Origin of the sequence: Ruegeria intermedia, from assembly GCF_900129345.1 — a bacterium.
Lineage (GTDB): Bacteria > Pseudomonadota > Alphaproteobacteria > Rhodobacterales > Rhodobacteraceae > Ruegeria > Ruegeria intermedia.
In genome coordinates, this window is record NZ_FQVK01000009.1 from 1 (window position 1) to 24,121 (window position 24,121).

Genomic DNA, 24,121 nt, shown 5'->3' on the forward strand with positions numbered 1-24,121 from the left:
AAAACGCCGGTTGCAACATCAAGCCGCTGCCGCCTAAACTCAGACAGAAACCGAACCAGAGCCTCCGTTACGAAACTGCTTGCGCTGTCCGAAAAACTCTGACGACGGACAGTCATTCAGGTCGGCGGGCAGGGGGCGCGGCAGTTGGTCCAGCAGGCGGAACACCTGCGTGCGACAGGCCGGGCCGGTCCAGTCCGGCGGGCAGAATCCGTCGGGCAGGTCGGGCAGACGCAGAACGACGCGCCGCCACCGGTGCACGATCAACGTGCGCAGCGTGGCGACCTGACAGGGCGTGGGCTCCCAACTGGCCGGGCGGCCGTGGGACACGTGGCGCACGGCCTCGTGCAGGGACCGGCAAGCCGCGCGCAGATCAGGCGGGAACAGCTTTTCATGCACCCAGCGCGGGACCGAGCGGGCGGTGACCTCAAGGATCAGCAGATCGTCCTGGTCCACGGGCGGTGCCCCCGATCCCAACGCGGCGTTGCGCCCGATCGGCGTGTAGTCGTGGCTGAGCAGGATGTCTTCCAGCAGCCGGGTGCCGGTGCCATCCTCGGCGATCAGCAGGTGCAGCGGCGTATCCGGCGCGGGGTCACGCGCATAGATGCGCGGCGTGACCCGGGCCGACTGCGTGCGGCCATATTCGGTCAGGAAATGCATCGAAACGCGCCCGACCCGGTCGCTCTCGATCCAGCCATCCTTGCGCAGACGGTGCAGGGCCACGCGGATCGCCTCGGGCTTGATGCCCATCGGTTCGATGATGCGGCCCAGCGCCCCGCCCGAGATCTTGGCGCCGCGCTCCTGCGCCATGTCGCCGAACAGCGACACGATGATCGACCAGACCCGCTGATTCTGCGGGTCGGCCAGTTCGGCGACGGCCTGGGTGAACCAAGGATGCGCGTTGGTCATGCGCCCAGTCTATCCGGCCCGGCGGTGCAAGAAAAACACTTTGCCGTGCGCTCAGTAGGCGTTCATGGTCAGCAGTTCGTATTCGGCGACCTTCTCGTCATCCTGGTTGGTCAGGGTCACGTGCCAGCGCACCTCGCCATAGTCGTCGGTGCGGCGGGTCTTTTGCTTGACCGTCAGCCGGACCTTGATGCAGTCGCCGGCCACGACCGGCTTCATGAAGCGCAGGCCGTCCAGCCCGGTATTGGCCAGCACCGGCCCTTCGTTCGGCTCGACGAACAGGCCGGCGGCAAAGCTCAGCAGCAGATAGCCATGCGCCACGCGGCCCGGAAAGAACGGGTTTCTGGCCGCCGCGTCCTCGTCCATGTGGGCATAGAAGGTGTCGCCGGTGAAATGGGCGAAATGTTCGATGTCGTCCAGCGTGATGGTTCGGGGCACCGTGTGCAGCGTCTCGCCGATCTGCAGCTCCGTGAACTTGCGGGTGAAGGGATGCGCGGGGCCTTGGATCTCGGGCGCGCCGGGGATCCATTTCGCGCCGATCGTCGCCAGCATCCGGGGCGAGCCCTGCAGGGCCGTGCGCTGCATGTAGTGTTTCACGCCGCGTACGCCGCCCATCTCTTCACCGCCGCCGGCGCGGCCGGGGCCGCCATGGACCATGTGCGGCAGGGGCGAGCCATGGCCGGTGGATTCCTGCATCGAGTCGCGGTCGTTGATGTAGATCCGCCCGTTGAAGGCGGCCGCGCCCATCACCACCTGGCGCGCGACCTCGGGGTCATGGGTGATCAGCGAGGTGACCAGCGACCCCCGGCCGCGATTGGCCAGCGCGATGGCGTGGTCCAGATCGCGATAGCCCATGATGGTCGAGACCGGGCCGAACGCCTCGGTGTCATGCACGTGCCGGGCGGCATCGGGATCGGCGCAATGAAACAGCATCGGCGGGACGAAGGCGCCTTTTTCGGCATCGGCGCCGACCACTTCGAAGGCATCCGGGTCGCCGAATACGCGCTGTGCCTCTTGCCCGATCAGGCGGGCCTTGGCCAGAACGTCGGCCTTTTGCCCGTTCGACACCAGCGCGCCCATGCGCGTGGTCTCCAGCCGCGGATCGCCGATCGTGGTCTGCGCCAACTTGGCCGAGATCGCGGCGATCAGCGCCTCGACCTGCGCCTGGGGGGCGATGATGCGGCGAATGGCGGTGCATTTCTGTCCGGCCTTCGTCGTCATCTCGCGCACGACTTCCTTGACGAACAGGTCGAATTCGGGCGTGCCGAGTGCCGCGTCGGGGCCCAGGATCGAGGCGTTGAGGCTGTCCTGCTCGGCCACGAACCGCACCGAGTTGGTCACGATCACCGGGTTCTGCCGCAGCTTCATCGCGGTGTCGGCCGATCCGGTAAAGCTGACCACGTCCTGACAGGTCAGATGATCCAGCATGTCGCCCAGCCCGCCCGAGACCAGCTGCAGTGCGCCGTCGGGCAGGATGCCGCTGTCGAGCATGATCCGCACGGCCAATTCGGTGACATAGCAGCTGTTGGTGGCGGGTTTCACGATCGCCGGAACCCCGGCCAGCAGGGTGGGGGCCAGTTTCTCCAGCATGCCCCAGACCGGGAAGTTGAAGGCGTTGATATGCACCGCGACGCCCTGCAGCGGGGTGCAGACATGTTGGCCCAGGAAGGTGCCGTTCCGCGACAGCTGCTCGACATCGCCATCCAGATAGACATGGCCGTCGGGCATCTCGCGCCGCCCTTTCGAGGCAAAGACGAACATGGTGCCGATACCGCCATCGATGTCGATCAGATGATCCTTCTGCGTGGCACCGGTTTCAAAACTCAGGTCATAGAGCGCCTGTTTGCGTTCCGACAGCGCCTGCGCCAGCGCCTTGAGCATCTTGGCGCGTTCATGGAAAGTCAGCCTTCGCAAGGCAGGCCCGCCCACATCGCGGGCATGGGCCAGCATCGCCTGCACGTCCAGCGCGTCGTTGCCGGCGGTGGCGAAGGGCTCTCCGGTGATGGCCGAGGCGATGGTGCGGGCCCCGGCGCCGGGCGCAACCCACTGGCCCGCGGCGAAACTGGAAATCTGTTTCAGAGACATGAAGTGCTCCTGTATTGGGGCCGCCTTGCGCGGCGAAATGTGCTCAATGACCCAACGCGCCCATCTGTTGCGGCAGGTACAGAACCACGATCGGAACCAGAACGATCAGCGCCAGGCGGAAGATGTCGGCCACCCAGAACGGGGTCACGCCGCGAAAGATCGTGCCGGTCGACACGTCGCCCACCACGCCTTTCAGGATGAACACGTTCAGGCCCACCGGCGGGGTAATCAGCGAAATCTCGGTCACCACTACCACGACGATGCCGAACCAGATCGGGTCATAGCCCAGCGAGGTCACCAGCGGGAAAAAGATCGGAACCGTCAGCAGCAGCATCGACAGGGATTCGAACACGCAGCCCAGGATGATGTAGATGCCCAGGATCATCAGGATCACGACGAAAGGTGCCACGTCATAGGCGGTGACCATGGCGATCAGCGCCTCGGGCAGGCCGGCCAGGTTGATGAAGTTCGAAAAGATCTGCGCGCCGATCAGCACCGCGAACAGCGCGGCGGCGGTAAAGCAGGTTTCCTTCAGCACTTCGAAGGTCGATCCCACGGTCAGCCCGCCGCGGAACAGCGCGATCAGAAAGGCGCCGGCGGCGCCCATGCCTGCGGCCTCGGTCGGCGAAAAGGTCAGATTCAGCGGTTCGAAATCGAACACGCCATACAGCCCGCCGATCACCAGGAAAAACAGCAGCAGCACCGCCCAGACGGACCCCAGCGCGCTGATGCGCTCGCCCCAGCTGGCGCGTTCACCAGCCGGGCCGGCCTGAGGGTTGCGCCAGACGGTCCAGCGCACGGCGAACAGGTAGAACAGGATGCCCAGAATGCCGGGGATGATGCCGGCCATGAACAACTTGCCGATCGAAGTTTCGGTCAGCAGCCCGTAGATGACCAGGATGACCGAGGGCGGGATCAGGATGCCCAGCGTGCCGCCGGCCGCGATCGAGGCGGTCGACAGTTCGTCGGAATAGCCATAGCGGCGCATCTGCGGCATCGCGACTTTGGACATGGTCGCGGCGGTGGCCAGCGACGATCCGCAGATGGCCGAGAACCCGCCGCAGGCCGCGACGGTCGCCATGGCGATGCCGCCGCGCATATGCCCCAGAAAGGCGTTGGAAACGGCATAAAGCTCGCGCGCCATGCCGCCCTTGTTGACGAACAGGCCCATCAGGATGAACAGCGGCACGACCGACAGGCCGTAATCCTGCGCGGTATCGGTGATCTGGCGGCCGACCATCGACATCGCGGCCTTCAGCCCGCGCTCGTCAAAGATCGAGCCGCCGCGTTCATACGCAAAGCCCAACGTGCCGACCAGCCCCATGGCAAAGACGATGGGCAGGCGCATCAGCACCAGGATCAGGACAAGGGCAAATCCGATGAGAGCAGCGGTCATTGAGTGGATTCCGTCAGGGTCTTGGGGGCAAACAGGTGCAGCAGTCCGGTGAGGATCATCACCACGGCGGTGATCGCCACCGACGCAGTGATGAACCAGCCGACGAGGTAGGTCGGGATGCCGAGGTATTCGGTGACATCGCCATAGTCGCGGGCGCGTTCGGCCAAAATCCACACGCGCTGGACCGGCCAATACAGCATGGCGCCGCTGAGGACATAGATCACAGCATCGCGCAGGCGGCTGAGCCGCAGGCGGTGGAAGATACCGTCGGTCAGGTCCACGGCGATATGCCCGTTGGTGACCGAGATGATCGGCAGCACCGAGAACACCAGAACAGCCATCAGGATCCGCGTCAGTTCGGTGGCGGCCTCGATCGGTGCATTGAAGACTGACCGCAGGATCACGTCGCAGAAGGTCATCACCATCAGGATGAACAGGGCCGTGCAGGCGACGATCACCGGCAGGACGCTGGCGCGCCGTACAAGCTGGATGAGAGGGGTCATCGGGTGGCTCCGGGTGGGGCTGGGTGGGGGCGGCCAGTGCCGCCCCGCATCAGGGATCAGTTCGAGGACATTTCCGACTTGATCATGTCATAGGCGGCTTGCGCATCGACGCCGGCTTCGTTGACCTCGGCAATCACCTTGGCGCGCACGTCCTCGGCGATCTTCGAGAACTTCTCCATGTCCTCGGCGCTGGCCTCATGGATCGCGTTGCCCTCGGTGTTTTCGGTCGCTTCCCGGCCGATGGCGTCGATCTCGTCCCAGATCTTGCCGATTTCGCGGCTCAGCGGTTCGCCAAACACGTTTTCTTCCAGCGCTTTCTGGAAGTCCTCGGGCAGGTCGGCGAAGGTGTCCTCGTTCATGATGAAGGCAAACGACCCGCGATACAGGCCGCCCGGCATCTCATAGACGTTCGGGGCCACCTCGGTCAGCTTGAAGCCCTTGCGCGATTCGAACGGCATGACCACGCCGTCGGCGGCCTTCGAGGCCAGCGTCTCATAGACCTTGGGGGCCGGAACCTGGATGCCGGTCGCACCCAGCGCGGCGCCCACGTCACCACCGACGCCACCGGGGATCCGCACCTTGAGGCCCGAGATCTGGTCCAGCGAGGTCACCGGGCTGCTGGTGTGCAGCTGGGCCGGGCCGTGGGTATGCAGGGCGATGACCTTGACGCCGCGGTGTTCGTCGGCCGCCTTCAGATACTTGTCATAGGCGCGCCAGTATGCCACCGAGGCGGCCTCGGCCGAGCCTTCATAGCCCGGCAGTTCGATCAGTTTGGTGGTCACGAAACGGCCCGGCTGATAGCCGTGGAAGATGATCGACGCATCCGCTGCACCGTCCATGATCAGGTCCATCTGGGCCGGGGGCGGGGCGATGCCCAGCTTCAGCTCGGCGGTCACCTTGCCGTCGGTGGCCTCTTCGACCATCTCGACGAATTTGGGCCACATCTTGGCGTTGATCCCGTGGGTCGGCGGCGCCCAGCTGGAAATCGTCAGGGTGTAATCCGCCGCAAATGCCACGCCGCCAGACACTGCCAGGGCAGCAGTCGCCAACAGCGTTTTGATCCCGTTGAGTTTCATGACTGGTTTCCTCCTCCAAAACATGAGTCATTAATGCGTTAATGGTCACTTTTGTAACCATCAACCGGCCGAAAGCCGGATTCGGCACTTCGTCGGAGAAATTTATTGACCAACCGTTCGGTTAATGCAAGAAGAATATCGAAACGAATGCAAAGCGAGCGGCCCATGAGCGATACGATTCTTGCGCAGCGGCGTGGAAATTATGTGGAAATCACCCTCAACCGCCCTGATCGCCTGAACAGTTTCACCGAGGAAATGCACCACGCCCTGCGCCGCGCCATCGAAGGCGCGCGCGACGAGGGCGCGCGGGCGATCCTGCTGACCGGGGCTGGGCGCGGGTTCTGCGCGGGGCAGGATCTGGCCGATCGCGACCCGTCGAAAATGGACGGCCCGCCAGATCTGGGCCACACGGTGCGCACCTTCTATGCGCCGCTGGTGCGGTTGATCCGGTCGCTGAACTTTCCGGTGATCTGCGCGGTCAATGGCGTGGCCGCGGGCGCGGGGGCCAATCTGGCGCTGGCCTGCGATATCGTGTTGGCCGCCGAGTCTGCGAAATTCATCCAGTCCTTCGCCAAGGTCGGGCTGATTCCCGATACCGGAGGCAGCTGGCACCTGCCGCATCTGCTGGGCGAGGCGCGGGCCAAGGGGCTGGCCCTGACCGGCGAGCCCTTGATGGCGAAGACGGCCGAGGACTGGGGGCTGATCTGGAAAGCCCTGCCCGATGCCGATCTGATGACCGAGGCGCGCGCCTTGGCTGAGCGTCTGTCGAACGGCCCGACGCTGGGCCTGGGTCTGACCAAGCAGACCATCCAGGCCGCCGCGACCAACAGCCTGACCGATCATCTGGAGATCGAGGCCGACGCCATGAAGATCTGCGGTGAATCCGCCGACTATGCCGAAGGCGTCGCAGCCTTTCTGGAAAAGCGCAGCCCGGAGTTTCGGGGCAAATGAGCATGACGCCGAAAGAACGCGCCGAAAAAGCCGCCGCCGCGATGTGGGCGCAGGACCATGCCTCGAAATGGGCCGGGATGGACCTGGTCGAGGTCGACGAGGGCACCGCGACGCTGGCGCTGACCGTGCAGCAGCACCATTGCAACGGGCACGGGATCTGCCATGGCGGCGTGACCTTCATGCTGGCCGACAGCGCCTTTGCCTTTGCCTGCAACAGCCGCAACCAGTCGACCGTGGCCCAGCACAACTTGATCAGCTATGTCGCGCCGGGCCGGCTGGGCGACCGGCTGACCGCCCGCGCGACCGAGCAGAGCCTGACCGGCCGCAGTGGCATCTATGACGTGACAGTGACCAACCAGGACGGCCGCAAGATCGCCGAGTTCCGGGGCTTTTCCCGCGCGATCAATGGCACCCTGTTTCCAGAATCTTGAGGTGAGGAGGACATCATGAAGGATCTGACCCCGAACAAAGCGGATCTTGACCCGATCGAGATCGCGTCGATCGATGAAATCCGCAGCTTGCAGCTGGACCGCCTGAAATGGTCGCTGCGCCATGCCTATGATAACGTGCCAATGTACAAGCAGCGGTTCGACGAGGCCGGGGTGCATCCCGACGATCTGCAGACGCTGAGCGATCTGGCCAAGTTCCCCTTCACCTACAAGAACGATCTGCGTGACCACTATCCGTTCGGCCTGTTTGCCGTGCCGCGCGAGCAGATCATCCGCCTGCATGCCTCGTCCGGCACCACGGGCAAGCCGACCGTGGTGGGCTATACGAAGAACGACATCGACAACTGGGCCGATCTGGTGGCCCGCAGCCTGCGCGCCAGCGGTCTGCGCAAGGGCGACATGATCCACAACGCCTATGGCTATGGCCTGTTCACCGGCGGTCTGGGCGCGCATTACGGAATCGAGCGGCTGGGCGCCACGGTCGTTCCCATGTCCGGCGGGCAGACCGAGAAACAAGTGGCCCTGATCACCGATTTCAAACCCGACGGCATCATGGTCACGCCGTCCTACATGCTCAACATCCTCGAGCAGTATCACAAGGTCGGGATGGATCCACGCGAAAGCTCTCTGTCGGTGGGCGTATTCGGGGCCGAACCCTGGACGGATGCGATGCGCAAAGAGGTCGAGCAGGCCTTTGACATGCACGCGGTCGACATCTACGGTCTGTCCGAGATCATGGGGCCGGGCGTCGCCAACGAATGCGTGGAAACCAAGGACGGCCCGGTCATCTGGGAGGATCACTTCTACCCCGAGATCATCGACCCGCAGACCGGCGAGGTTCTGCCCGACGGCGAAATGGGCGAGTTGGTCTTTACCACGCTGACCAAGGAAGGTCTGCCGATGATCCGCTACCGCACCCGCGACCTGACGCGGCTGCTGCCGGGCACCGCACGCTCGATGCGGCGGATGGAGAAGATCACCGGCCGCAGCGACGACATGATCATCCTGCGCGGGGTCAACGTCTTCCCCAGCCAGATCGAGGAGCAAGTCATGGCCACCGGCGGCATCGCCGCGCATTACCAGATCGAGCTGTACAAATCCGGCCGCATGGACGCGATGCGCGTCTATGTCGAGGCGATGCCCGACGCGGCGGATGAACTCAGCAAGACCGCCGCCGCGCGGATGCTGACCAAGCGGATCAAGGACATCGTTGGCGTTTCCACCGAGATCGTTGTAGGGGACCCCGGCGATGTCGAGCGCAGCCAGGGCAAGGCCAAGCGCGTCGTCGACAACCGAGACAAGGAGTGAGGTTTGGCCCGTACGATTGCAAAAGATCACGACCAGAAACGCGCGCAGATCCTGAAATCGGCGGCGCGGGTCTTTGCCCGCGAAGGGTTCGACCGCGCCTCGATGACCCAGCTTGCGCGCGAATGCGGGATCTCGAAGGCCAACATCTATCACTATTATGACAGCAAAGACGCGATCCTGTTCGACATTCTCGAGACCTATCTGCGGGAACTGCGCGACCTGATCTGCGGGCTCGAGATGGACGGCCTCAGCCCGCCCGAAAAGCTGCACCGCGTGGTGGCCGAGATCCTGCTGGCCTATCAGGGCGTGGATGACGAGCACCGGGTCCAGACCAGCGGCATGTCGGCCCTGCCCGAGGATCAGCAGCGCCTGTTGCGCGGGTATCAGCGCGACATGGTGAGTTTCCTCAGCGCGATCCTGTCCGAGGTCGCGCCCGAAGTGTTCCAGGGCGACGGGGCCAAGCTGCGGTCGGCCACGATGTCGGTCTTCGGCATGCTGAACTGGTATTACATGTGGAATTCCGGCGCCGATGCGCAGGCACGCCGGGACTATGCCGCGCTGGTCAGCAACCTGACCCTTTCGGGCGTCAAGGCGCTGTAGCTCTGGCCCTGCCGGCAATGTGATTTGGCTTTTGCTTGTGTCCCGGCGTTTACTTGCGGTCGGAGGGCGCCATGCAAAACCCGGAACGTTTCGACAAATTCTATTTCGCCAAGATCGGGATGGGCGAGGCCTGCGGCTGCGCCGAGCGCATCATCGACGTCTATGAATTCAACCGCAAAGCGGGTGCGCGTGACGCGGGCACGGGCAAGGTGGCCCGGCCACGGCGTCGCGGCCTGCGATCGCTTGCCCTGAAATACGGCCTGATCAGCCGCCCCAGCGGGCGGTGATCACGGGGTACGCAGGCCCAGCCGCGTGACGACCTCGGCGGCCTCGGCCAGCCAGCGGTTCTTCAGTTCGGCCCCCGAAGCCCGGCGCAGGCCCATCTGGCGCAGCTTTTCCATCCGCTCGGGGTTGCCCGCGCCGAAACTTGCGGCCACGCGGGGCCACCAGTAATCGACCGAGTCCTGCATCGCCGGCGCCGCGCCCTGTTCCAACAGCTTGACCGCGCCTTCCAGGGCCAATTCACCGTGATGCGCCTCGATCGGGGCGATGGCGCGGAACGCCTCGGCCAGCGGCTGATAGGACACCAGCGCGAACTCGGCCAGTTGCACGCCCACGGCCCGGCTCATCAGCAGGTTCATCACCACCGCATCGGTCCAGCCTTCGATCGGATAGTTGAAGACCGCAAGCCGCATGTCATGTTCGCTGCGCGTGGCCCCGATATCGGCGGCACGATCCAGCCGCGCGGTCCACGGGTGATGCGTGGCATAGCGGTCGGTATCCGCGCCGAACTCGCCCATGATCTTCAGGACGCGATCGGCATTGTCGGTCTTTTCCAGAACGATCTTTGCCGCCGCGATGCGTTCCTTGATGCCCGGGCCGTGGTTGATGATGTCCGCAAACCCCGCCGCACCGGCCAGTTCGCTGTCGACGAAGGTCGCCATCAGCTTCATCAGCTCGGCCCGGTATCGGGGCGGCACGTTGGTCGGGTTGGTCAGAACGCCGCCTGCCGCCAGGTAGCTTTCGATGCTCATGTCTTCGGCCATGGTCCCTGTCCCTTTACTGGTCGTAGTCGACGACGACATTGTCGGTCAGCGGGTAGGCCTGGCAGCTGAGCACATAGCCTTTCTCGACCTCGTAATCCTCGAGCGCGTGGTTGGCGACCATCTCGACCTCGCCCTCGATCACCTTGCAGCGGCAGGTCGAACAGACCCCGGCCTTGCAGGCATAGGGGGCGTCCATCGCGTTTTCCAGCGCCGCGTCCAGAATGGTCTGGTCTTTGGGCATGGTGATGGTCTGGGTGGCGCCGTCCAGCGTGACCCGCGCCTGGGTCTGGTTGGCCTGTGCAGCTGTTGCCGCATCGCCCTGCTTGCGTTTGGCGCGGCCGGGTTGGGCGCTGGCGAACAGCTCGAACTTGATCTGGCTGTCGTCCAGCCCGTGTTCGCGCAACGCCTCGGCAATGCCCAGCATCATAGGCTCGGGGCCGCAGATGAAGGCGGTGTCGGTGTTTTCGACGTCGATCCAATGCTGGAACAGTTCGGCGCATTTTTCCTTGGTCACCAACCCGGTGAACAGGTCGATCTCCTGCGCGTCGGTTTCCAGGATATGGATCACGTTCAGGCGGCCCATGTACTGGTTCTTCAGGTCTTCCAGCTCTTCGCGGAACATGATCGTGTTCACGCCCTTGTTGGCATAGACCAGCGTGAAGCGCGAATGCGGCTCGCGCGCCAGCGTGGTCTTGAGGATCGACAGCACCGGCGTGATGCCCGACCCGCCGGCAAAGCCCAGATACTGCCGGTGCGCGGCCGGATCCAGCGGCGTGTGGAAGGCCCCCATCGGCGGCATCGACTGCAGCCTGTCGCCCACTTTCAGCTCGGTGTTGGCCCAGGTCGAAAAGGCGCCGCCCTCGACCCGTTTGATGCCCACCTGCAGAACGCCGTCATCCTTGCCTGCGCAGATCGAGTAGGAGCGGCGCAGCTCTTCCCCGTCAAATTCGCGGCGGAAGGTCAGGTACTGGCCCTGGACAAAGTCGAATTCCTCGGCCGCGCCGTTCACCGGCTTCAGCGTCACCACGACCGCGTCGCGGATGGTCTTGTGGATGTCGGTGACTTCCAGATCGTGAAAACGTGCCATCCGGTCCTCCTCAGATGCACTTGAAATAGTCGAAGGGTTCCCGGCAGTCGGTGCAGCGCCAATGCGCCTTGCACGGGGTCGAGCCGAACTGGCTGACCTTTTCCACTGCCGTGCTGCCGCAATGCGGGCAGCGGTCGGGTCCGCCTGCGGGCTGCGGCGGCGCGATGCCATAGTCCTTCAGCTTCGCACGCCCCTTGTCGCTGAGCCAATCGGTCGTCCAGGCCGGAGAGATGCGGGTTTCCAACTTGATCTTGTCGATACCGTGGTCGCGCAGGGCGGTTTCGATGTCCATCGCGATGACCGAGGTCGCCGGGCAGCCCGAATAGGTGGGCGTCACGGCAACCTTCAGCGTGTCGCCCTCCCAGGTCACGTCCCGCACGATGCCCAGATCGACGACCGAGATCACGGGGATCTCGGGGTCGGGCACGGCGTCGAGCCATTCCCAGACCTGCTCTACGGTGGCGCGATCCATCGGCCTTTACCAGGTTGCGCCCGGATAGGCCCGCTGCAGCCATTGCATCTGGGTCAACAGGTGGCCCAGATGTTCGGTATGCATGCGCCCGTCGCGGCCGCCCTTGTGGGCAAAGCGGCTGTCGGGAATGGTCAGGGTGGCCTCGGTCAGTACGCGCTGAACAAGCGAGTCATATTCCTCGCGCAGGCTGGCCGGATCGGGGGCGACGCCCGCGGCGGCCATCTCGGCATCGACCTCGTCGCTGGCGAACATCTCGCCCACATAGGGCCAGAGGTAATCCAGCGCCTCCTGCATGCGCCTGTGGCTTTCCTCGGTGCCGTCGCCCAGCCCGACCACCGTGTCGCTGGACCGTTCCAGATGATAGGCGACCTCTTTGCTGGCCTTCTCGGCAATCGCCGCGACCCGGTCATCGGACGATTTCAGCAACCGGCCCAGCATGATCGAGTGCCACGCATCAAACAGGAACTGGCGCATAAGGGTGCGGCCGAAGTCGCCGTTGGGCACCTCGACCAGCAGCACGTTGCGGAAATCCCAGGCGTCGCGCAGAAAGGCCAGATCATCGGCAGACTTGCCTTCGCCCTGGACCTCTCCGGCCAGGCCCAGCCACATCTGCGTCTGGCCGATCAGGTCCAGCGCGGTGTTGGCCAGGGCGATGTCCTCTTCCAGAACCGGCGCGTGGCCGCACCATTCGCTGACGCGATGGCCCAGGATCAGCGTGTTGTCGCCCATCCGCAGCAGGAATTGCAGGAATGTCTCGTCGCGGGTCATCACATCGCCCCCACTTCTTCGGGGATGTCGAAAAAGGTCGGATGACGATAGACCTTGCTTTCGCTGGGCTCGTACAGCGGGCCTTTGTCGCTGGGCGAACTGGCGGTGATGTTGTTGGCCTCGACCACCCAGATCGAGACGCCCTCGTTGCGGCGGGTATAGACGTCGCGGGCGTTCTTGATCGCCATTTCGGCGTCGGGCGCGTGCAGCGAGCCGACATGGCGGTGGCTCATGCCGTGCTGGCCGCGGATGAAGATTTCCCACAGGGGCCATTCGTTTTTCATCAGGTGTCCTCCTATCGGGTGGGTTATTCGGCTGCGACCTTGCGGGCGCGTTTCTTGCGGGCATGTTCCAGCAGACCATCACGCACCCATTTGCCGTCGTCCCAGGCCTTGTTGCGGGCGGCCAGGCGGTCGGTGTTGCAGGGGCCGTTGCCCTTGATCACGTCAAAGAATTCCGACCAGTCGGGTTGGGTGAAATCGTAATGCCCGCGCTCTTCGTTCCATTTCAGGTCGGGGTCGGGGATGGTCAGGCCCAGATACTCGGCCTGCGGTACGGTCTGATCCACGAATTTCTGGCGCAGTTCGTCATTGGTGTTGATCTTGATCTTCCACGCCATCGACTGGGCCGAATGCACCGAGTCCTTGTCGGACGGGCCGAACATCATCAGCGACGGGTACCAGAACCGGTTCAGCGCGTCCTGCGCCATCTTGCGCTGTTCGGGCGTGCCCTCGGCCATCTTGCGGATCGCGTCATAGCCCTGGCGCTGGTGAAAGCTTTCTTCCTTGCAGATGCGGATCATCGCCCGCGAATACGGCCCGTACGAGGTGCGCTGCAGCGGCACCTGGTTCATGATCGCCGCCCCGTCGACCAGCCAGCCCACCGCGCCGATATCGGCCCAGTTCAACGTGGGATAGTTGAAGATCGAGCTGTATTTCATCCGCCCGTCCAGCAGCATCTCGGTCAGTTCGTCGCGGCTGACGCCCAGGGTTTCGGCGGCGCAGTACAGGTACAGGCCATGCCCGGCCTCGTCCTGAACCTTGGCCAGCAGGATCGCCTTGCGTTCCAGCGTGGGCGCGCGGGTGATCCAGTTGCCTTCGGGCAGCTGGCCGACGATCTCGGAATGGGCGTGCTGGCCGATCTGGCGAATCAGCGTCGCGCGATAGTCGTCGGGCATCCAGTCCTTGGGCTCGATCTTGATGTCGGCGTCGATCTTGTCCTGAAAGGCGCGTTCCTGCTCGGTCATTTCCTCGCGGGATTTGACGCCTGTTCCTGCCGTCTTGATCATCTGAGCGTACATGTCGGGTCTCCTCCCTTACACGCGTTCAAGAATAAGCGCGGCGCCCTGGCCTACGCCCACGCACATGGTGCACAAGGCATAGCGCCCGCCGGTGCGGCGCAGCTGATAGGCCGCCGTCATGACCAGCCGCGCGCCGGACATGCCCAGCGGATGGCCGATGGCGATGGCGCCGCCATTGGGATTCACATGGGGGGCGTCATCGGCCACGCCAAGTTCACGCAGGGTGGCCAGACCCTGGGCGGCGAAGGCCTCGTTCAATTCTATCACATCCATCTGCTCGATGCTCAGCCCCGTGCGGGCCAGCACCTTGCGGGTGGCCGGAACCGGACCGATCCCCATGACACGGGGTTCGACCCCGGCAACTGCCATGCCCACGACGCGGGCCATCGGGGTCAGGCCGTTCTTCTGCGCGGCGGCCTCGTTGGCCAGCAGAATGGCCGCAGCGCCGTCATTGACGCCCGAGGCGTTGCCCGCCGTCACCGTCTTGTCCGGCCCGTTGACGCCTTTCAGGCCCGCCAGCTTTTCGGCCGTGGTGCCGGGGCGGGGATGTTCGTCGGTGTCCACCAACAGCGGGTCGCCCTTGCGTTGGGGGATGGTGACGGGGGTGATTTCCTCGGCAAAAACGCCGGCTTGATGCGCGGCCGCCCAGCGGGCCTGGCTGCGCGCGGCAAAGGCATCCTGATCGGCGCGGCTGATGTCATAGTCCTCGGCCACGTTGTCGGCGGTCTGCGGCATCGAATCCGTGCCGTACATCTGCTGCATCTTAGGGTTTACGAAACGCCAGCCGATCGTGGTGTCATAGACCGCGTTGGCGCGGGAAAAGGCGCTGGTGGCCTTGGGCATCACGAAGGGCGCGCGCGACATGCTTTCGACGCCACCGGCGATCGCCATGTCATAGTCGCCCGCCTTGATGGCCCGCGCGGCCATGCCGACCGCATCCATGCCGCTGGCGCACAGGCGGTTGATGGTGGTGCCGGGCACCTGAACCGGGAAACCGGCCAGCAGGGCGGCCATGCGCGCCACGTTCCGGTTGCTTTCGCCGGCCTGGTTGGCATCGCCCAGGATCACGTCATCCAGGCTGGCCCAGTCCACCTGCGGGTTCCGCTCTTTCAGCGCAGCCAGCGGGATTGCGGCCAGATCGTCGGTGCGAACCTGGGACAAAGCCCCGCCATAGCGTCCGATCGGGGTGCGCTGTGCGTCGCAGATGAAAGCGTCCATGCGTCAGAACCTCGTGTCTTGCGTCCGGGTCAAAAAGTGACCGCTTGGTCGGGTAATACGCCCGGAAGCGATTCGCGGCAAGGAAAATGTAACGCAATCGTGCGCCAAATCGAAATTCAGTAACGTATTTGTGCCGACATGAGAAAACCCGCATGAAGGCGGGCGATCTCGATCTTCGGGGCAGGAACCGGCTAAAGCTGACCGGCTTCGGTCAGAACCTTGCGTGCCACGCGAAAGCATTCCAGCGCCAGCGGGACGCCGCAATAGATACCGACGACATGGATGATCGCCCGGATTTCCTCCTTGCTGACGCCGTTGTTCAAGGCTCCACGACAGTGGATCTCCCACTCGTGCATCTTGCCCAGGGCGCCGATCATCGACAGGTTCATCATCGAGCGGGTCTTGGGGTCGATCACCTCGTCCCCCCAGCCAAAGCCCCAGCACCAGGCGGTCATGGCCTCCTGAAACGGGCGGGTGAAATCATCCGCCGCGGCCAGGTTCTTTTCCACGTATTCGTCGCCCAGCGTCGCCTTGCGCTGCGCCAGTCCCTTCAGGAACAGGTCTTCGTCAAAGATGTCGGACATCGTCCACTCCGCTCGCATCTGTATCCACCGCCTCGCGCATCCATTGCTGCAAGCGGGCGATCGAGTGTTCCGACATTACGCCGCAAGCCGGGTCCAGCACCAGCGGGCCGGGGCGATAGCCGCGCGATTTCAAGCCGCGATGCACGCTTTCAACCAGCCGGATGTCTTCTTCGACCGTGGTTTCCCGGTCCTGCACCGCCAGTTGGCGGATCACCGCGCTTTCGGACCCGCCCTCGGTGTACCATCCGCGCCAGACGGTGCAGTGATCGGCATCCTGCGCGCGCCAGTGATAGGTGTTCAGCACATTGCCGGGATAGCACTGGAACGAGAACATCGGCCACAGAAACCACGACTGATAGTCGCCCGCATGGGGCACCGAAAGGTCGATGGGATAGGTCATCTTGTCGAGGCTCTGACACTCGGTCGTATGGCGCAGGACGTATCCGCCGCCTGCGTCGGGTTGAATGTCATAGGTTTCGGGTTTGACCACACCTGTGGCAAAGGTCGGGTGATTGGTCGGGCAGTGATAGCATTCCGAGTAGTTCTCGATACTGACCTTCCAGTTGCAGTTCTCGGGGATTTCGACCCATTCCAGCGGCTCAAGATCGTCGATCTGCGGGACAAAGGCGCGAATTTCCGCACGCACGCCGGGGTACCAGTGGTCCATCGGGGCAGCGTCATCGTCGAGGTTGACGAAGATGAAACCGTTGAACAGCTCGGTCCGCACCGGGGTCAGACAGATCGCGCTGCGGTCGAAGCCCGGAACCGACTTGATGTTCGGCCCGGCGCGCAGTTGCCCGGTGAGTTCATAGGTCCATGCGTGATAGGGGCAGACGACGACGCGGGTGTTGCCGGCCCCGGTCACCATCTCATGCGCGCGGTGCTGGCAGACATTGTAGAAGGTGCGGATTTTGCCATCACGCCCGCGGATGCAGAACAGGTTCTGGCCTGCGATTTCAAAGGCGAAATAGTCGCCCGGCTCGCGCACCTGCGCCACATGGCCGGCAAATTGCCAGGTGCGGGCCAGAAGGCCCTGTTTCTCTCGCTCGAATACCGCCGGGTCGGTGTAGTAGCGGGCTTCCAGCGAGCGGGTCAGCGGTGCGGTCATTCAGGCTCCTCCGCATAGAGGCCAAGTTGGTGCCGGCGGCGGTGAAACCGCTCGACACGCTCGACGATTTCATCGCTGGACAGGGCGACCACGAAGGACAGAAGCGTCTCCAGCAACGCGATGGTCGAAACCGATGACGGAAAGAACTGGGGCGTGTCGGCGGCGACGACAAACCCATGTTGCGCGTTCAGAATGACCGGGCTGGCGGGGCTGTCGGATATGCCGACCACGGTCATGCCCTGTTCGCGGGCCAGCTTCACCGCCTCGATCACCTCGGTCCGGTAGGGGTGGCAGGTCATCGCGATCAGCACGTCCTGTTCATCGGCCCAGGCCAGATCGTCCACCGGGGTCGAACCGGGCCGGGGGATGGCGTGGAACTGCTTCATCCCGGTCGAGGCCAGATAGGTAAAGTTGCGCGCGTTCGCGTTGTTGACGCCGACACCCAGCGTGAACACCTGCCGTGATGTCCAGATCGCCTCGGCCGCCGCCTGCAACCGGGTGGCGTCGATCCCCGCGAAGGTTTCTTCGATGTTTCGGATCGCTGCCCCGACCATGTCGGCATAGAGGCCGCCCAGCTCGCCGGATTTGCCGATCTCCTGCAGCCAGCGGGCGCGGTCGGGGAACGACACGGTGCCTCGGCGGATGGCGTCGCGGAATGGCGCGCGGAAATCCTCGTAGCCCTCGAACCCCACCTGCCGCGCCATGCGGACGAAGGTGTTGGGTTTCACGTTCGCGGCCTCGGCGATCTCGCGCACGGTCGAAACGCCCACATCCGTTGGGTTCTCCAGCACATAACGGGCGGCCTTCTGCGCCTCGGGCGTCAGGGCGTGCCATTCACGGGTCAGCCGGTCAAGAACGGTGGTTGATACATTTGTGTCATTCATGATTGACGATGGTACAAATGTGACCTTAGCCTGTCGAGAAGAAATGCGACTCGGTGAGAGGAAAAATCATGTCCGGGAAGGAGCTGCCGTCACAGGCCCGCGTGGTGATCGTGGGCGGAGGTGTTATGGGCGTTGGTCTGGCCTATCACCTGGCGCATGAGGGCTGGACGGATGTCGTTCTGCTGGAAAAGGCCGAGCTGACCAGCGGCAGCACCTGGCACGCAGCCGGGCAGATCACCCACTCGACCAGTTCCTTTGGTCTGGGCAAATGCGTGGACTACAACATCGGGCTCTATTCCGGTGCGCTCGAGACCGAGACCGGGCAGGCGGTGACATGGCATGGATGCGGCTCGTTCCGGCTGGCCTATACCGAAGACGAGATGGACTGGCTGCGCCACACCCTGTCGGTGGGCCGGTCGCTGGGCTTCAACATTGAGCTGGTCGGCCCCGACCGCGTGGCCGAACTGCACCCGTTCTACAACCTCGACGGGGTTCTGGGCGCGCTGCACACGCCGGATGACGGGCATGTGGACCCGACGAACGTGACCATGGCCATGGCGGCGGGGGCGCGTCAGCTGGGCGCGCGGATCATCCGCCGCTGCCGGGCCACCAACATCACCCAGGCGGCCAATGGCGAATGGGTGGTCGAGACCGAACGGGGCACGATCCGCTGCGAACACGTGGTGAATGCGGGCGGCACCTATGCCCGGCAGATGGGCGAATGGTCGGGCCTGCAACTGCCGATGACCTCGATGACCCACCACTATTTCGTGACCGAACCGGTGCCACAGTTCCAGGACCTCGACCACGAGCTGCCGGTGATCCGCGATGATCGCAAGGTCTCGGGCTATATCCGCATGGAGCAGAAGCGCGGGCTGATCGGGATCTACGAGAAGGAGAATTCGAACTCGGTCTGGCATGACCACTGCCCGTGGGACTATGAAAACTGGCTGTTCGATGCCGATTACGACCGGGTCATGCCGTGGCTTGAAGAGAGCCTGAACCGGATGCCGATTTTCGCCGATCTGGGCATCCAGCGCGAGGTTCACGGGGCGATCTCGCACCCACCCGACGGCAATCCGCTGATCGGCCCGGCGCCGGGGGTGAAGAATTACTGGTGCTGCTGCGGCACGCAGATCGGCATCGGCTGGGGCCCGGGGCTTACGCGCGAACTGGCGCGGTGGATGGTGCATGGGGCGGCCGACATTTCGATGCGCGACTATGATCCGCGCCGGTTCGGGGCCTATGCCACCAAGGACTGGCAGGTCACCAAGGCGCATGAGGATTACAAGCTGCGCCACGAAATTCCGTTTCCGCATTTCAACCGTCTTGCCGGGCGGCCGATCAAGCCGTCCCCCCTGTATGACCGGCTGAATGCCAAGGGGGCGGTGTTCGAAGAGGTCTATGGCCATGAACGCCCCCGCTGGTTCGCAAGGGATGGCGTTGAACAGCGCGACCATTATTCGTTCCGCCGCAATGTGGTGCATGACATGGTCGCCGCCGAATGCAGCGCCGTGCGCGAGGCGGTCGGCATCATGGACATCTCGGCCTTCACCAAGGTCGAAGTCAGCGGCCCGGATGCCAGGGCCCTGCTGGACCGGCTGGTTGCCAACCGCCTGCCGCAAAAGGTGGGCGGCATCGCGCTGACCCACATGCTGAACCGCCGTGGTCGGATCGAGCTGGAGACCACGGTCGTGAAACTGGCCGAGGACCGGTACTACCTCGTTTGTGCCGCCTTCTTCGAGCAGCGCCTGCTGGATCACCTGAACCAGCAACGCGACGAAGACAACGTCGAGATCATCCTGCGATCCGACGACTGGGCCGCGCTCAGCCTCAATGGCCCCCGGGCGCGCGAGGTTCTGGCCGCCTGCACCGAAGCCGATCTGAGCAATACCGGTTTCAAATGGCTGACAGCGCAGGAAATCGACGTGGCGGGTCACCGGCTCTGGGCTTTCCGCATGTCCTATGCCGGTGAATTGGGATGGGAGCTGCACATGCCGCGTGACAGCGCCTTGGCCGTCTATGATGCGCTCTGGGCCGCGGGCGCGCCGCATGGCATCGCCGATTACGGGTCGTTCGCGATGAACGCGCTGCGGATGGAGAAGGCCTTCAAGGGCGCGGGCGAGTTGACCAACGAGGTCACCCTGGCCGAGGCCGACGTGCTGCGCTTTGCCCGCACCGACAAGGACTACCTGGGCAAGGACCAGACTCTGAACCCCGATCTGCGCTGGGTCTGCGTCTATCTGGAGATCGAACCGGATGGTCAGAACGATGGGCACGGCGGCGAGGCGGTCCTGCTGGACGGCCAGGTCGTGGGCTCCACCGCCTCGGTGGCCTACGGGCACACGGTCGGCAAGATCCTTGCCTTCGCCTATGTCAAACCGCTGGCCAATGTGCCGGGAACCGAAGTGCAGGTGGTGATCGCGGGCGTGCCGCGTCGCGGGCAGATCCTGGGCGCGCCCGCCTATGACCCGCAAAGCCTCCGGCCCCGAACCGATACCGCGATGGAGGCTGCGGAATGATCCCGAAGACGATGAAGGCCATGGTCCTGACCGGGCATGGCGATCTGGACAAATACGAATGGCATGAAGATTGGCCCACGCCCACACCCGGCCCGATGGAGGTGTTGATCAAGGTGGGCGCCTGCGGGCTGAACAACACGGATGTGAACACCCGCACCGGCTGGTATTCCAAGGCGGTGGACGAGGCAACCACCGGCAGCGCCTATTCTCAGGTGGATGACGCCGACAGCACCTGGGGCGGCGCGCCCCTGACCTTCCCGCGCATTCAGGGCGCGGACGCGGTCGGCACGGTCGTGGCCGTGGGCGAGGGGGCCGATCCTGCGATCATCGGCCGGCGGGTGATCGTGGCGGGCTGGCTGCGCGACTGGTCCGATCCGATGAACCGCGACAAGGCCGGATATTTCGGCTCGGAATGCGACGGCGGCTTTGCCGAATACACCAAGGCCGACATCCGCGGCGTGGCGCCGGTCGACTCCGACCTGAGCGATGCCGAACTGGCGACCTTCAGCTGCTCGTACGTGACGGCCGAGGGCATGTTGGATAGGGCGCAGGTCGGCGAGGGCGACACGGTTCTGATCCCCGGTGCCTCGGGCGGTGTGGGCGGGGCGCTGATCCAGCTGTCCAAGCTGCGCGGCGCCCGCGTGATCGCCATGGCCAGCGCGGCCAAACACCCCGAGGTCGCCAAACTGGGCCCGGATCGCATTCTGCCGCGCAACCCCGGGAACCTGCGGGCCGAGCTGAAAGGCGAACGGATCACCGTCGTCGCCGACGTCGTGGGCGGAGAGATGTGGCCCAAACTGATCGACATGCTGGAGCGTGGCGGGCGCTATACCTGTTCGGGCGCAATTGCCGGTCCGATCGTGCAACTCGACCTGCGCACCTTCTATCTGCGCGATCTGACCTTTACCGGGTCGACCGTGAACACGCCGCAGAACTTCTTTGATGTCGTGAAATACATAGAAAATGGGCAAATCAAGCCAGCATTGGCCGCCACTTACCCGTTGACTGAGCTGCGAGAGGCCCAGCAGGCCTTCATCGACAAGCGTCATACCGGCAACATCGTGGTGATCCCATGACCCTGGAAAACGTTCTCGAAGCCGCTCGGCACCTGCATCAGACCCTGCCGGCGCTGTCCGAATTCGGAAACTGGCCCACCGACCTGACCGCAACCGGTTTGCAGCCGCGAGCGATCCCCGCCACGCCGCTGGTGCAGGCGCTGGATCAACCCGGATCACCCCGGACATCGGGGTTGGTTCAGGCGATCCGGTCGGCGGCGCATCTTGCCCACTGGAAACGCACCTATACCGAGGTTGAGGTCGGTGCGGATTTCCGCAATCGGTATGGGTATTTCGAGCTGTTCGGGCCAACCGGTCATTTCCATTCGACCCAGCTGCGGGGCTATGTCGCCTATTGGGGCGCCGGGCTGGACTATGGCTGGCACAGCCACCAGGCAGAAGAACTGTATCTGACGCTGGCGGGCGGCGCGGTCTTCAAGGTTGACGGAGATCGGGCCTTTGTGGGCGCTGAAGGCACGCGGCTGCACGCCAGTTGGCAAAGCCACGCCATGTCCACGGGAGATCAGCCGATCCTGGCATTCGTGCTGTGGCGGGGCGAGGGGTTGAACGACCTGCCAAGGATGGACGCCGCATGAAGATCACCCGCATCTCGGTCTTTCACGTCGATCTGCCGCTTGAACATCCCTATTGGCTGTCCGGCGGACGTCTGAAACTCGAGGTGCTGGATGCCACCTTCGTCAAGATCGAAACCGATGCCGGCCTGACCGGCTGGGGCGAGGGCACGCCCTGGGGCCACACCTATGTGCCCGCGCATGGGCCGGGCATCCGGGCGGGGATCGAGACCATGGCGCCCTTCGTCCTGGGGCTGGACCCGCGCCGGGTTCTGGAGGTCGAGCGGGCGATGGACCACGCGCTGCCCGGGCATCTTTATGCCAAATCGCCGATCGACATGGCCTGCTGGGACATTGCCGGACAGGCGGCCGGGTTGCCGATTGCCGATCTGATGGGCGGCGGGTCGCGCAGCCCCGCGCCGATCGCCTCCTCGGTCGGGGCCAAGACCGTCGAGGAAACCCGCGCGGTGATGGATCGCTATCGCGGTCGCGGCTATTGGGTGCACTCGGTCAAAGTGGGCGGCGACGTGGAGCGTGACATAGAACGCATCCGCGATGTCGAGGCACACCGCCCGGCGGGTGAGCGCATCCTTTATGACGTCAACCGCGCCTGGACGCGGCAACAGGCGCTGCGGGTGATGAAGGCCACCGAGGATCTGGGCGTGATGTTCGAGCAACCCGGCGAGACGCTGGACGACATCGCCGCCATCCGGGCCCTGCATTCCGCGCCGGTCAGCGTGGATGAAAGCCTGGTCACCCTGCAGGACGCCGCGCGCATTGCCCGCGACGGGCTGGCCGAGGTCTTCGGAATCAAGCTTAACCGTGTCGGCGGCCTGACCAAGGCTGCTCGGATGCGGGACATCGCGCTGGCGCATGGCATCGACATGTATGTGATGGCCACCGGCGGCTCGGTTCTGGCCGATACCGAGGCGCTGCATCTGGTCGCCACCATCCCCGACCACAACCGCCTTGGCGTCTGGGCCTGTCAGGACATGCTGACGCTGGACGTTGCGGGCGGGCGCGGCCCACGCAACCGCCAGGGCCATCTTGAACTGCCCGAGGCCCCCGGCCTCGGCGTGGCCCCGGATGAAGATGCACTGGGCGATCCCAAGGCCGTGTACCGATGACCCGCATCACCCGCATTTCGCTCTGGCATGTGCCGCTGACCAGCCATCAGGCCTATTACATGGCCGACGGCAAGGCCTGCGACACGGTTGAAACGGTGGTTCTGGCGCTGGACACCGATGACGATCTGACCGGCTGGGGCGAGGTCTGCCCGATTCCGCATTACCTGCCCGCCTATGCGCGCGGCGTGGCCCCGGCGGTTCAGGACATGGCCGCGGTTCTGCTGGGCGGCGACCCGATCGGACCCGAGGCGTTGATGGCGCGGCTGGACCGGCACCTGCCGGGGCATGTCTATGCCAAATCGGCGATCGACATCGCGCTGTGGGATCTGACGGGGCAGGTGGCAGGGCTGCCGCTGCACGCGCTGCTGGGCGGTCGGCGGGCGCAGACGATGCCGCTCTATCACTCGATCACCTGCATCGCCCCGGCCGAGATGGTCCGCATCGCCCGCGAGGCGCAGGCGCAGGGCATCACCCAGTTCCAGGTCAAGCTGGGCGCGGATGCCGATTGGCAGGCCGATGTCGAACGCCTGCGTCTGGTGCGCGAGGCGGTGGGCGACGGGCCGCTGGTCTATGGCGACTGGAACTGCGGCGCCACGTCTCTGGATGCCAGCCGGGTGGGGCGGGCGGTTGCGGATCTGGATGTGATGCTGGAACAACCCTGTGCCACGATCGAGGATTGCGCCCGCGTGCGCGCCGCCACCGGCCTGCCGATGAAGCTGGACGAAAGCGCACACGACACCGCCAGCCTGCTGGCCGCGCATGCGCTGGGCTGCATGGACGCGGTCGCGGTGAAGCTGTCGAAATTCGGCGGGCTGTCGGCGGCGCGCTGCGCGCGTGATCTGTGCCTGCATCTGGGGGCGAAGATGTGCGTCGAAGACACCTGGGGGTCTGACATCACCACCGCCGCCCTGCTGCATCTGGGCGCGGCCACTGAACCCGCGCGCCTGATGAACGTGTGCGACCTGTCGGGCTATGTCGCGCCGCGGCTAGCGCCGGATGGCCCAACCCGCAAGGACGGCTGCATCGCGCCGCCCGACGGGGTCGGCCTGGGGGTTGCGCCCGACCGCGAATACCTGGGCGCGCCGGACGTGATACTGGATTAGGGAG

25 protein-coding genes are annotated in these 24,121 nt (G+C 64.6%); 10 read left to right on the forward strand and 15 right to left on the reverse strand.

Features of this window, described 5'->3' with window-relative positions; all coding sequences use genetic code 11:
• Window positions 1-39: 39 nt before the first annotated feature.
• From F3H26_RS08110 to F3H26_RS08130, 5 genes are read right to left on the reverse strand one after another with little or no spacing between them, the layout of a single operon-like run.
• Window positions 40-906, reverse strand: coding sequence for a PaaX family transcriptional regulator C-terminal domain-containing protein (locus F3H26_RS08110; protein ID WP_223162464.1), 867 nt, complete (start codon window positions 904-906; stop codon window positions 40-42).
• A 51-nt stretch (window positions 907-957) separates the two neighbouring features.
• The gene (paaZ, locus tag F3H26_RS08115; protein ID WP_149775554.1) at window positions 958-2,988 is read right to left on the reverse strand and encodes a phenylacetic acid degradation bifunctional protein PaaZ; all 2,031 of its coding nucleotides are present in this window, start codon (window positions 2,986-2,988) and stop codon (window positions 958-960) included.
• 43 nt (window positions 2,989-3,031) lie between these two features.
• Window positions 3,032-4,384 carry a TRAP transporter large permease gene (locus tag F3H26_RS08120; RefSeq protein WP_149775555.1) on the reverse strand — a complete coding sequence of 451 codons (1,353 nt, stop codon included), beginning with the start codon at window positions 4,382-4,384 and terminating at the stop codon, window positions 3,032-3,034.
• Window positions 4,381-4,887, reverse strand: coding sequence for a TRAP transporter small permease (locus F3H26_RS08125; RefSeq protein WP_149775556.1), 507 nt, complete (start codon window positions 4,885-4,887; stop codon window positions 4,381-4,383). Before F3H26_RS08125 ends, F3H26_RS08120 begins: the two co-directional genes overlap by 4 nt.
• A gap of 56 nt (window positions 4,888-4,943) precedes the next feature.
• Entirely contained in the window at window positions 4,944-5,963 is a 1,020-nt protein-coding gene (locus tag F3H26_RS08130; protein ID WP_149775557.1) for a TRAP transporter substrate-binding protein, read from the reverse strand.
• Window positions 5,964-6,128: 165 nt separating this feature from the next.
• On the opposite strand from F3H26_RS08130, the gene paaG reads away from it, so the two are divergent.
• The 5 genes from paaG (at window position 6,129) to F3H26_RS08155 (ending at window position 9,558) form a co-directional block, all read left to right on the forward strand.
• Window positions 6,129-6,914: a 2-(1,2-epoxy-1,2-dihydrophenyl)acetyl-CoA isomerase PaaG gene (paaG, locus tag F3H26_RS08135; RefSeq protein WP_149775558.1), complete on the forward strand. Its 786-nt coding sequence runs from the start codon at window positions 6,129-6,131 to the stop codon at window positions 6,912-6,914.
• Between the two features lie 2 nt (window positions 6,915-6,916).
• Complete coding sequence (gene paaI / locus F3H26_RS08140) at window positions 6,917-7,345, forward strand: hydroxyphenylacetyl-CoA thioesterase PaaI (RefSeq protein ID WP_149775559.1); 429 nt, start codon at window positions 6,917-6,919, stop codon at window positions 7,343-7,345.
• A gap of 15 nt (window positions 7,346-7,360) precedes the next feature.
• Window positions 7,361-8,671: a phenylacetate--CoA ligase PaaK gene (paaK, locus tag F3H26_RS08145; protein WP_149775560.1), complete on the forward strand. Its 1,311-nt coding sequence runs from the start codon at window positions 7,361-7,363 to the stop codon at window positions 8,669-8,671.
• A 3-nt stretch (window positions 8,672-8,674) separates the two neighbouring features.
• A complete protein-coding gene (locus F3H26_RS08150) occupies window positions 8,675-9,271 on the forward strand; it encodes a TetR/AcrR family transcriptional regulator (RefSeq protein ID WP_149775561.1) in 597 nt (198 codons plus the stop codon).
• Window positions 9,272-9,342: 71 nt separating this feature from the next.
• The gene (locus tag F3H26_RS08155; protein WP_149775562.1) at window positions 9,343-9,558 is read left to right on the forward strand and encodes a hypothetical protein; all 216 of its coding nucleotides are present in this window, start codon (window positions 9,343-9,345) and stop codon (window positions 9,556-9,558) included.
• On the opposite strand, the gene F3H26_RS08160 is transcribed toward F3H26_RS08155, so the two are convergent.
• The 10 genes from F3H26_RS08160 to F3H26_RS08205 form a co-directional block, all read right to left on the reverse strand.
• Entirely contained in the window at window positions 9,559-10,317 is a 759-nt protein-coding gene (locus F3H26_RS08160; RefSeq protein WP_149775563.1) for a Phenylacetic acid catabolic protein, read from the reverse strand. It lies immediately after the preceding gene.
• A gap of 13 nt (window positions 10,318-10,330) precedes the next feature.
• The gene (locus tag F3H26_RS08165; protein ID WP_149775564.1) at window positions 10,331-11,404 is read right to left on the reverse strand and encodes a 2Fe-2S iron-sulfur cluster-binding protein; all 1,074 of its coding nucleotides are present in this window, start codon (window positions 11,402-11,404) and stop codon (window positions 10,331-10,333) included.
• Window positions 11,405-11,414: 10 nt separating this feature from the next.
• Complete coding sequence (paaD, locus tag F3H26_RS08170) at window positions 11,415-11,876, reverse strand: 1,2-phenylacetyl-CoA epoxidase subunit PaaD (protein ID WP_149775565.1); 462 nt, start codon at window positions 11,874-11,876, stop codon at window positions 11,415-11,417.
• 6 nt (window positions 11,877-11,882) lie between these two features.
• On the reverse strand, window positions 11,883-12,644 hold the full coding sequence (gene paaC, locus F3H26_RS08175) for a 1,2-phenylacetyl-CoA epoxidase subunit PaaC (RefSeq protein WP_149775566.1): 762 nt from the start codon (window positions 12,642-12,644) through the stop codon (window positions 11,883-11,885).
• On the reverse strand, window positions 12,644-12,928 hold the full coding sequence (gene paaB, locus F3H26_RS08180; protein WP_005978248.1) for a 1,2-phenylacetyl-CoA epoxidase subunit PaaB: 285 nt from the start codon (window positions 12,926-12,928) through the stop codon (window positions 12,644-12,646). The genes paaC and paaB overlap by 1 nt, the downstream gene beginning before the upstream one ends.
• Before the next feature lie 23 nt (window positions 12,929-12,951).
• Window positions 12,952-13,944, reverse strand: coding sequence for a 1,2-phenylacetyl-CoA epoxidase subunit PaaA (gene paaA / locus F3H26_RS08185; protein ID WP_149775567.1), 993 nt, complete (start codon window positions 13,942-13,944; stop codon window positions 12,952-12,954).
• A 15-nt stretch (window positions 13,945-13,959) separates the two neighbouring features.
• Complete coding sequence (pcaF, locus tag F3H26_RS08190; RefSeq protein WP_149775568.1) at window positions 13,960-15,162, reverse strand: 3-oxoadipyl-CoA thiolase; 1,203 nt, start codon at window positions 15,160-15,162, stop codon at window positions 13,960-13,962.
• Between the two features lie 191 nt (window positions 15,163-15,353).
• The gene (locus F3H26_RS08195; protein ID WP_149775569.1) at window positions 15,354-15,746 is read right to left on the reverse strand and encodes a carboxymuconolactone decarboxylase family protein; all 393 of its coding nucleotides are present in this window, start codon (window positions 15,744-15,746) and stop codon (window positions 15,354-15,356) included.
• Window positions 15,730-16,854, reverse strand: a complete 1,125-nt coding sequence (locus F3H26_RS08200; protein WP_149775570.1) for an aromatic ring-hydroxylating oxygenase subunit alpha — start codon at window positions 16,852-16,854, stop codon at window positions 15,730-15,732. The genes F3H26_RS08195 and F3H26_RS08200 overlap by 17 nt, the downstream gene beginning before the upstream one ends.
• The gene (locus tag F3H26_RS08205; protein ID WP_149775571.1) at window positions 16,851-17,738 is read right to left on the reverse strand and encodes a MurR/RpiR family transcriptional regulator; all 888 of its coding nucleotides are present in this window, start codon (window positions 17,736-17,738) and stop codon (window positions 16,851-16,853) included. The genes F3H26_RS08200 and F3H26_RS08205 overlap by 4 nt, the downstream gene beginning before the upstream one ends.
• Before the next feature lie 68 nt (window positions 17,739-17,806).
• Between F3H26_RS08205 and F3H26_RS08210 the strand changes: the two genes are divergently transcribed.
• The 5 genes from F3H26_RS08210 to F3H26_RS08230 are packed head-to-tail and all read left to right on the forward strand — an operon-like array spanning window position 17,807 to window position 24,117.
• Window positions 17,807-20,260: an FAD-dependent oxidoreductase gene (locus F3H26_RS08210; protein WP_149775572.1), complete on the forward strand. Its 2,454-nt coding sequence runs from the start codon at window positions 17,807-17,809 to the stop codon at window positions 20,258-20,260.
• Window positions 20,257-21,336, forward strand: coding sequence for an alcohol dehydrogenase family protein (locus F3H26_RS08215; protein ID WP_149775573.1), 1,080 nt, complete (start codon window positions 20,257-20,259; stop codon window positions 21,334-21,336). Before F3H26_RS08210 ends, F3H26_RS08215 begins: the two co-directional genes overlap by 4 nt.
• Entirely contained in the window at window positions 21,333-21,911 is a 579-nt protein-coding gene (locus tag F3H26_RS08220; protein ID WP_149775574.1) for a dimethylsulfonioproprionate lyase family protein, read from the forward strand. The genes F3H26_RS08215 and F3H26_RS08220 overlap by 4 nt, the downstream gene beginning before the upstream one ends.
• Window positions 21,908-23,014, forward strand: a complete 1,107-nt coding sequence (locus tag F3H26_RS08225) for a mandelate racemase/muconate lactonizing enzyme family protein (RefSeq protein ID WP_149775575.1) — start codon at window positions 21,908-21,910, stop codon at window positions 23,012-23,014. Before F3H26_RS08220 ends, F3H26_RS08225 begins: the two co-directional genes overlap by 4 nt.
• Window positions 23,011-24,117: a mandelate racemase/muconate lactonizing enzyme family protein gene (locus tag F3H26_RS08230; protein WP_149775576.1), complete on the forward strand. Its 1,107-nt coding sequence runs from the start codon at window positions 23,011-23,013 to the stop codon at window positions 24,115-24,117. The genes F3H26_RS08225 and F3H26_RS08230 overlap by 4 nt, the downstream gene beginning before the upstream one ends.
• Window positions 24,118-24,121: the final 4 nt, after the last annotated feature.

Coding starts and splice junctions, on each gene's coding strand:
- F3H26_RS08110 (WP_223162464.1), bottom strand. CDS start 906: ATGACCAACGCGCATCCTTGGTTCACCCAGGCCGTCGCCGAACTGGCC.
- paaZ (WP_149775554.1), bottom strand. CDS start 2,988: ATGTCTCTGAAACAGATTTCCAGTTTCGCCGCGGGCCAGTGGGTTGCG.
- F3H26_RS08120 (WP_149775555.1), bottom strand. CDS start 4,384: ATGACCGCTGCTCTCATCGGATTTGCCCTTGTCCTGATCCTGGTGCTG.
- F3H26_RS08125 (WP_149775556.1), bottom strand. CDS start 4,887: ATGACCCCTCTCATCCAGCTTGTACGGCGCGCCAGCGTCCTGCCGGTG.
- F3H26_RS08130 (WP_149775557.1), bottom strand. CDS start 5,963: ATGAAACTCAACGGGATCAAAACGCTGTTGGCGACTGCTGCCCTGGCA.
- paaG (WP_149775558.1), top strand. CDS start 6,129: ATGAGCGATACGATTCTTGCGCAGCGGCGTGGAAATTATGTGGAAATC.
- paaI (WP_149775559.1), top strand. CDS start 6,917: ATGACGCCGAAAGAACGCGCCGAAAAAGCCGCCGCCGCGATGTGGGCG.
- paaK (WP_149775560.1), top strand. CDS start 7,361: ATGAAGGATCTGACCCCGAACAAAGCGGATCTTGACCCGATCGAGATC.
- F3H26_RS08155 (WP_149775562.1), top strand. CDS start 9,343: ATGCAAAACCCGGAACGTTTCGACAAATTCTATTTCGCCAAGATCGGG.
- F3H26_RS08160 (WP_149775563.1), bottom strand. CDS start 10,317: ATGGCCGAAGACATGAGCATCGAAAGCTACCTGGCGGCAGGCGGCGTT.
- F3H26_RS08165 (WP_149775564.1), bottom strand. CDS start 11,404: ATGGCACGTTTTCACGATCTGGAAGTCACCGACATCCACAAGACCATC.
- paaD (WP_149775565.1), bottom strand. CDS start 11,876: ATGGATCGCGCCACCGTAGAGCAGGTCTGGGAATGGCTCGACGCCGTG.
- paaC (WP_149775566.1), bottom strand. CDS start 12,644: ATGACCCGCGACGAGACATTCCTGCAATTCCTGCTGCGGATGGGCGAC.
- paaB (WP_005978248.1), bottom strand. CDS start 12,928: ATGAAAAACGAATGGCCCCTGTGGGAAATCTTCATCCGCGGCCAGCAC.
- paaA (WP_149775567.1), bottom strand. CDS start 13,944: ATGTACGCTCAGATGATCAAGACGGCAGGAACAGGCGTCAAATCCCGC.
- pcaF (WP_149775568.1), bottom strand. CDS start 15,162: ATGGACGCTTTCATCTGCGACGCACAGCGCACCCCGATCGGACGCTAT.
- F3H26_RS08195 (WP_149775569.1), bottom strand. CDS start 15,746: ATGTCCGACATCTTTGACGAAGACCTGTTCCTGAAGGGACTGGCGCAG.
- F3H26_RS08200 (WP_149775570.1), bottom strand. CDS start 16,854: ATGACCGCACCGCTGACCCGCTCGCTGGAAGCCCGCTACTACACCGAC.
- F3H26_RS08205 (WP_149775571.1), bottom strand. CDS start 17,738: ATGAATGACACAAATGTATCAACCACCGTTCTTGACCGGCTGACCCGT.
- F3H26_RS08210 (WP_149775572.1), top strand. CDS start 17,807: ATGTCCGGGAAGGAGCTGCCGTCACAGGCCCGCGTGGTGATCGTGGGC.
- F3H26_RS08215 (WP_149775573.1), top strand. CDS start 20,257: ATGATCCCGAAGACGATGAAGGCCATGGTCCTGACCGGGCATGGCGAT.
- F3H26_RS08220 (WP_149775574.1), top strand. CDS start 21,333: ATGACCCTGGAAAACGTTCTCGAAGCCGCTCGGCACCTGCATCAGACC.
- F3H26_RS08225 (WP_149775575.1), top strand. CDS start 21,908: ATGAAGATCACCCGCATCTCGGTCTTTCACGTCGATCTGCCGCTTGAA.
- F3H26_RS08230 (WP_149775576.1), top strand. CDS start 23,011: ATGACCCGCATCACCCGCATTTCGCTCTGGCATGTGCCGCTGACCAGC.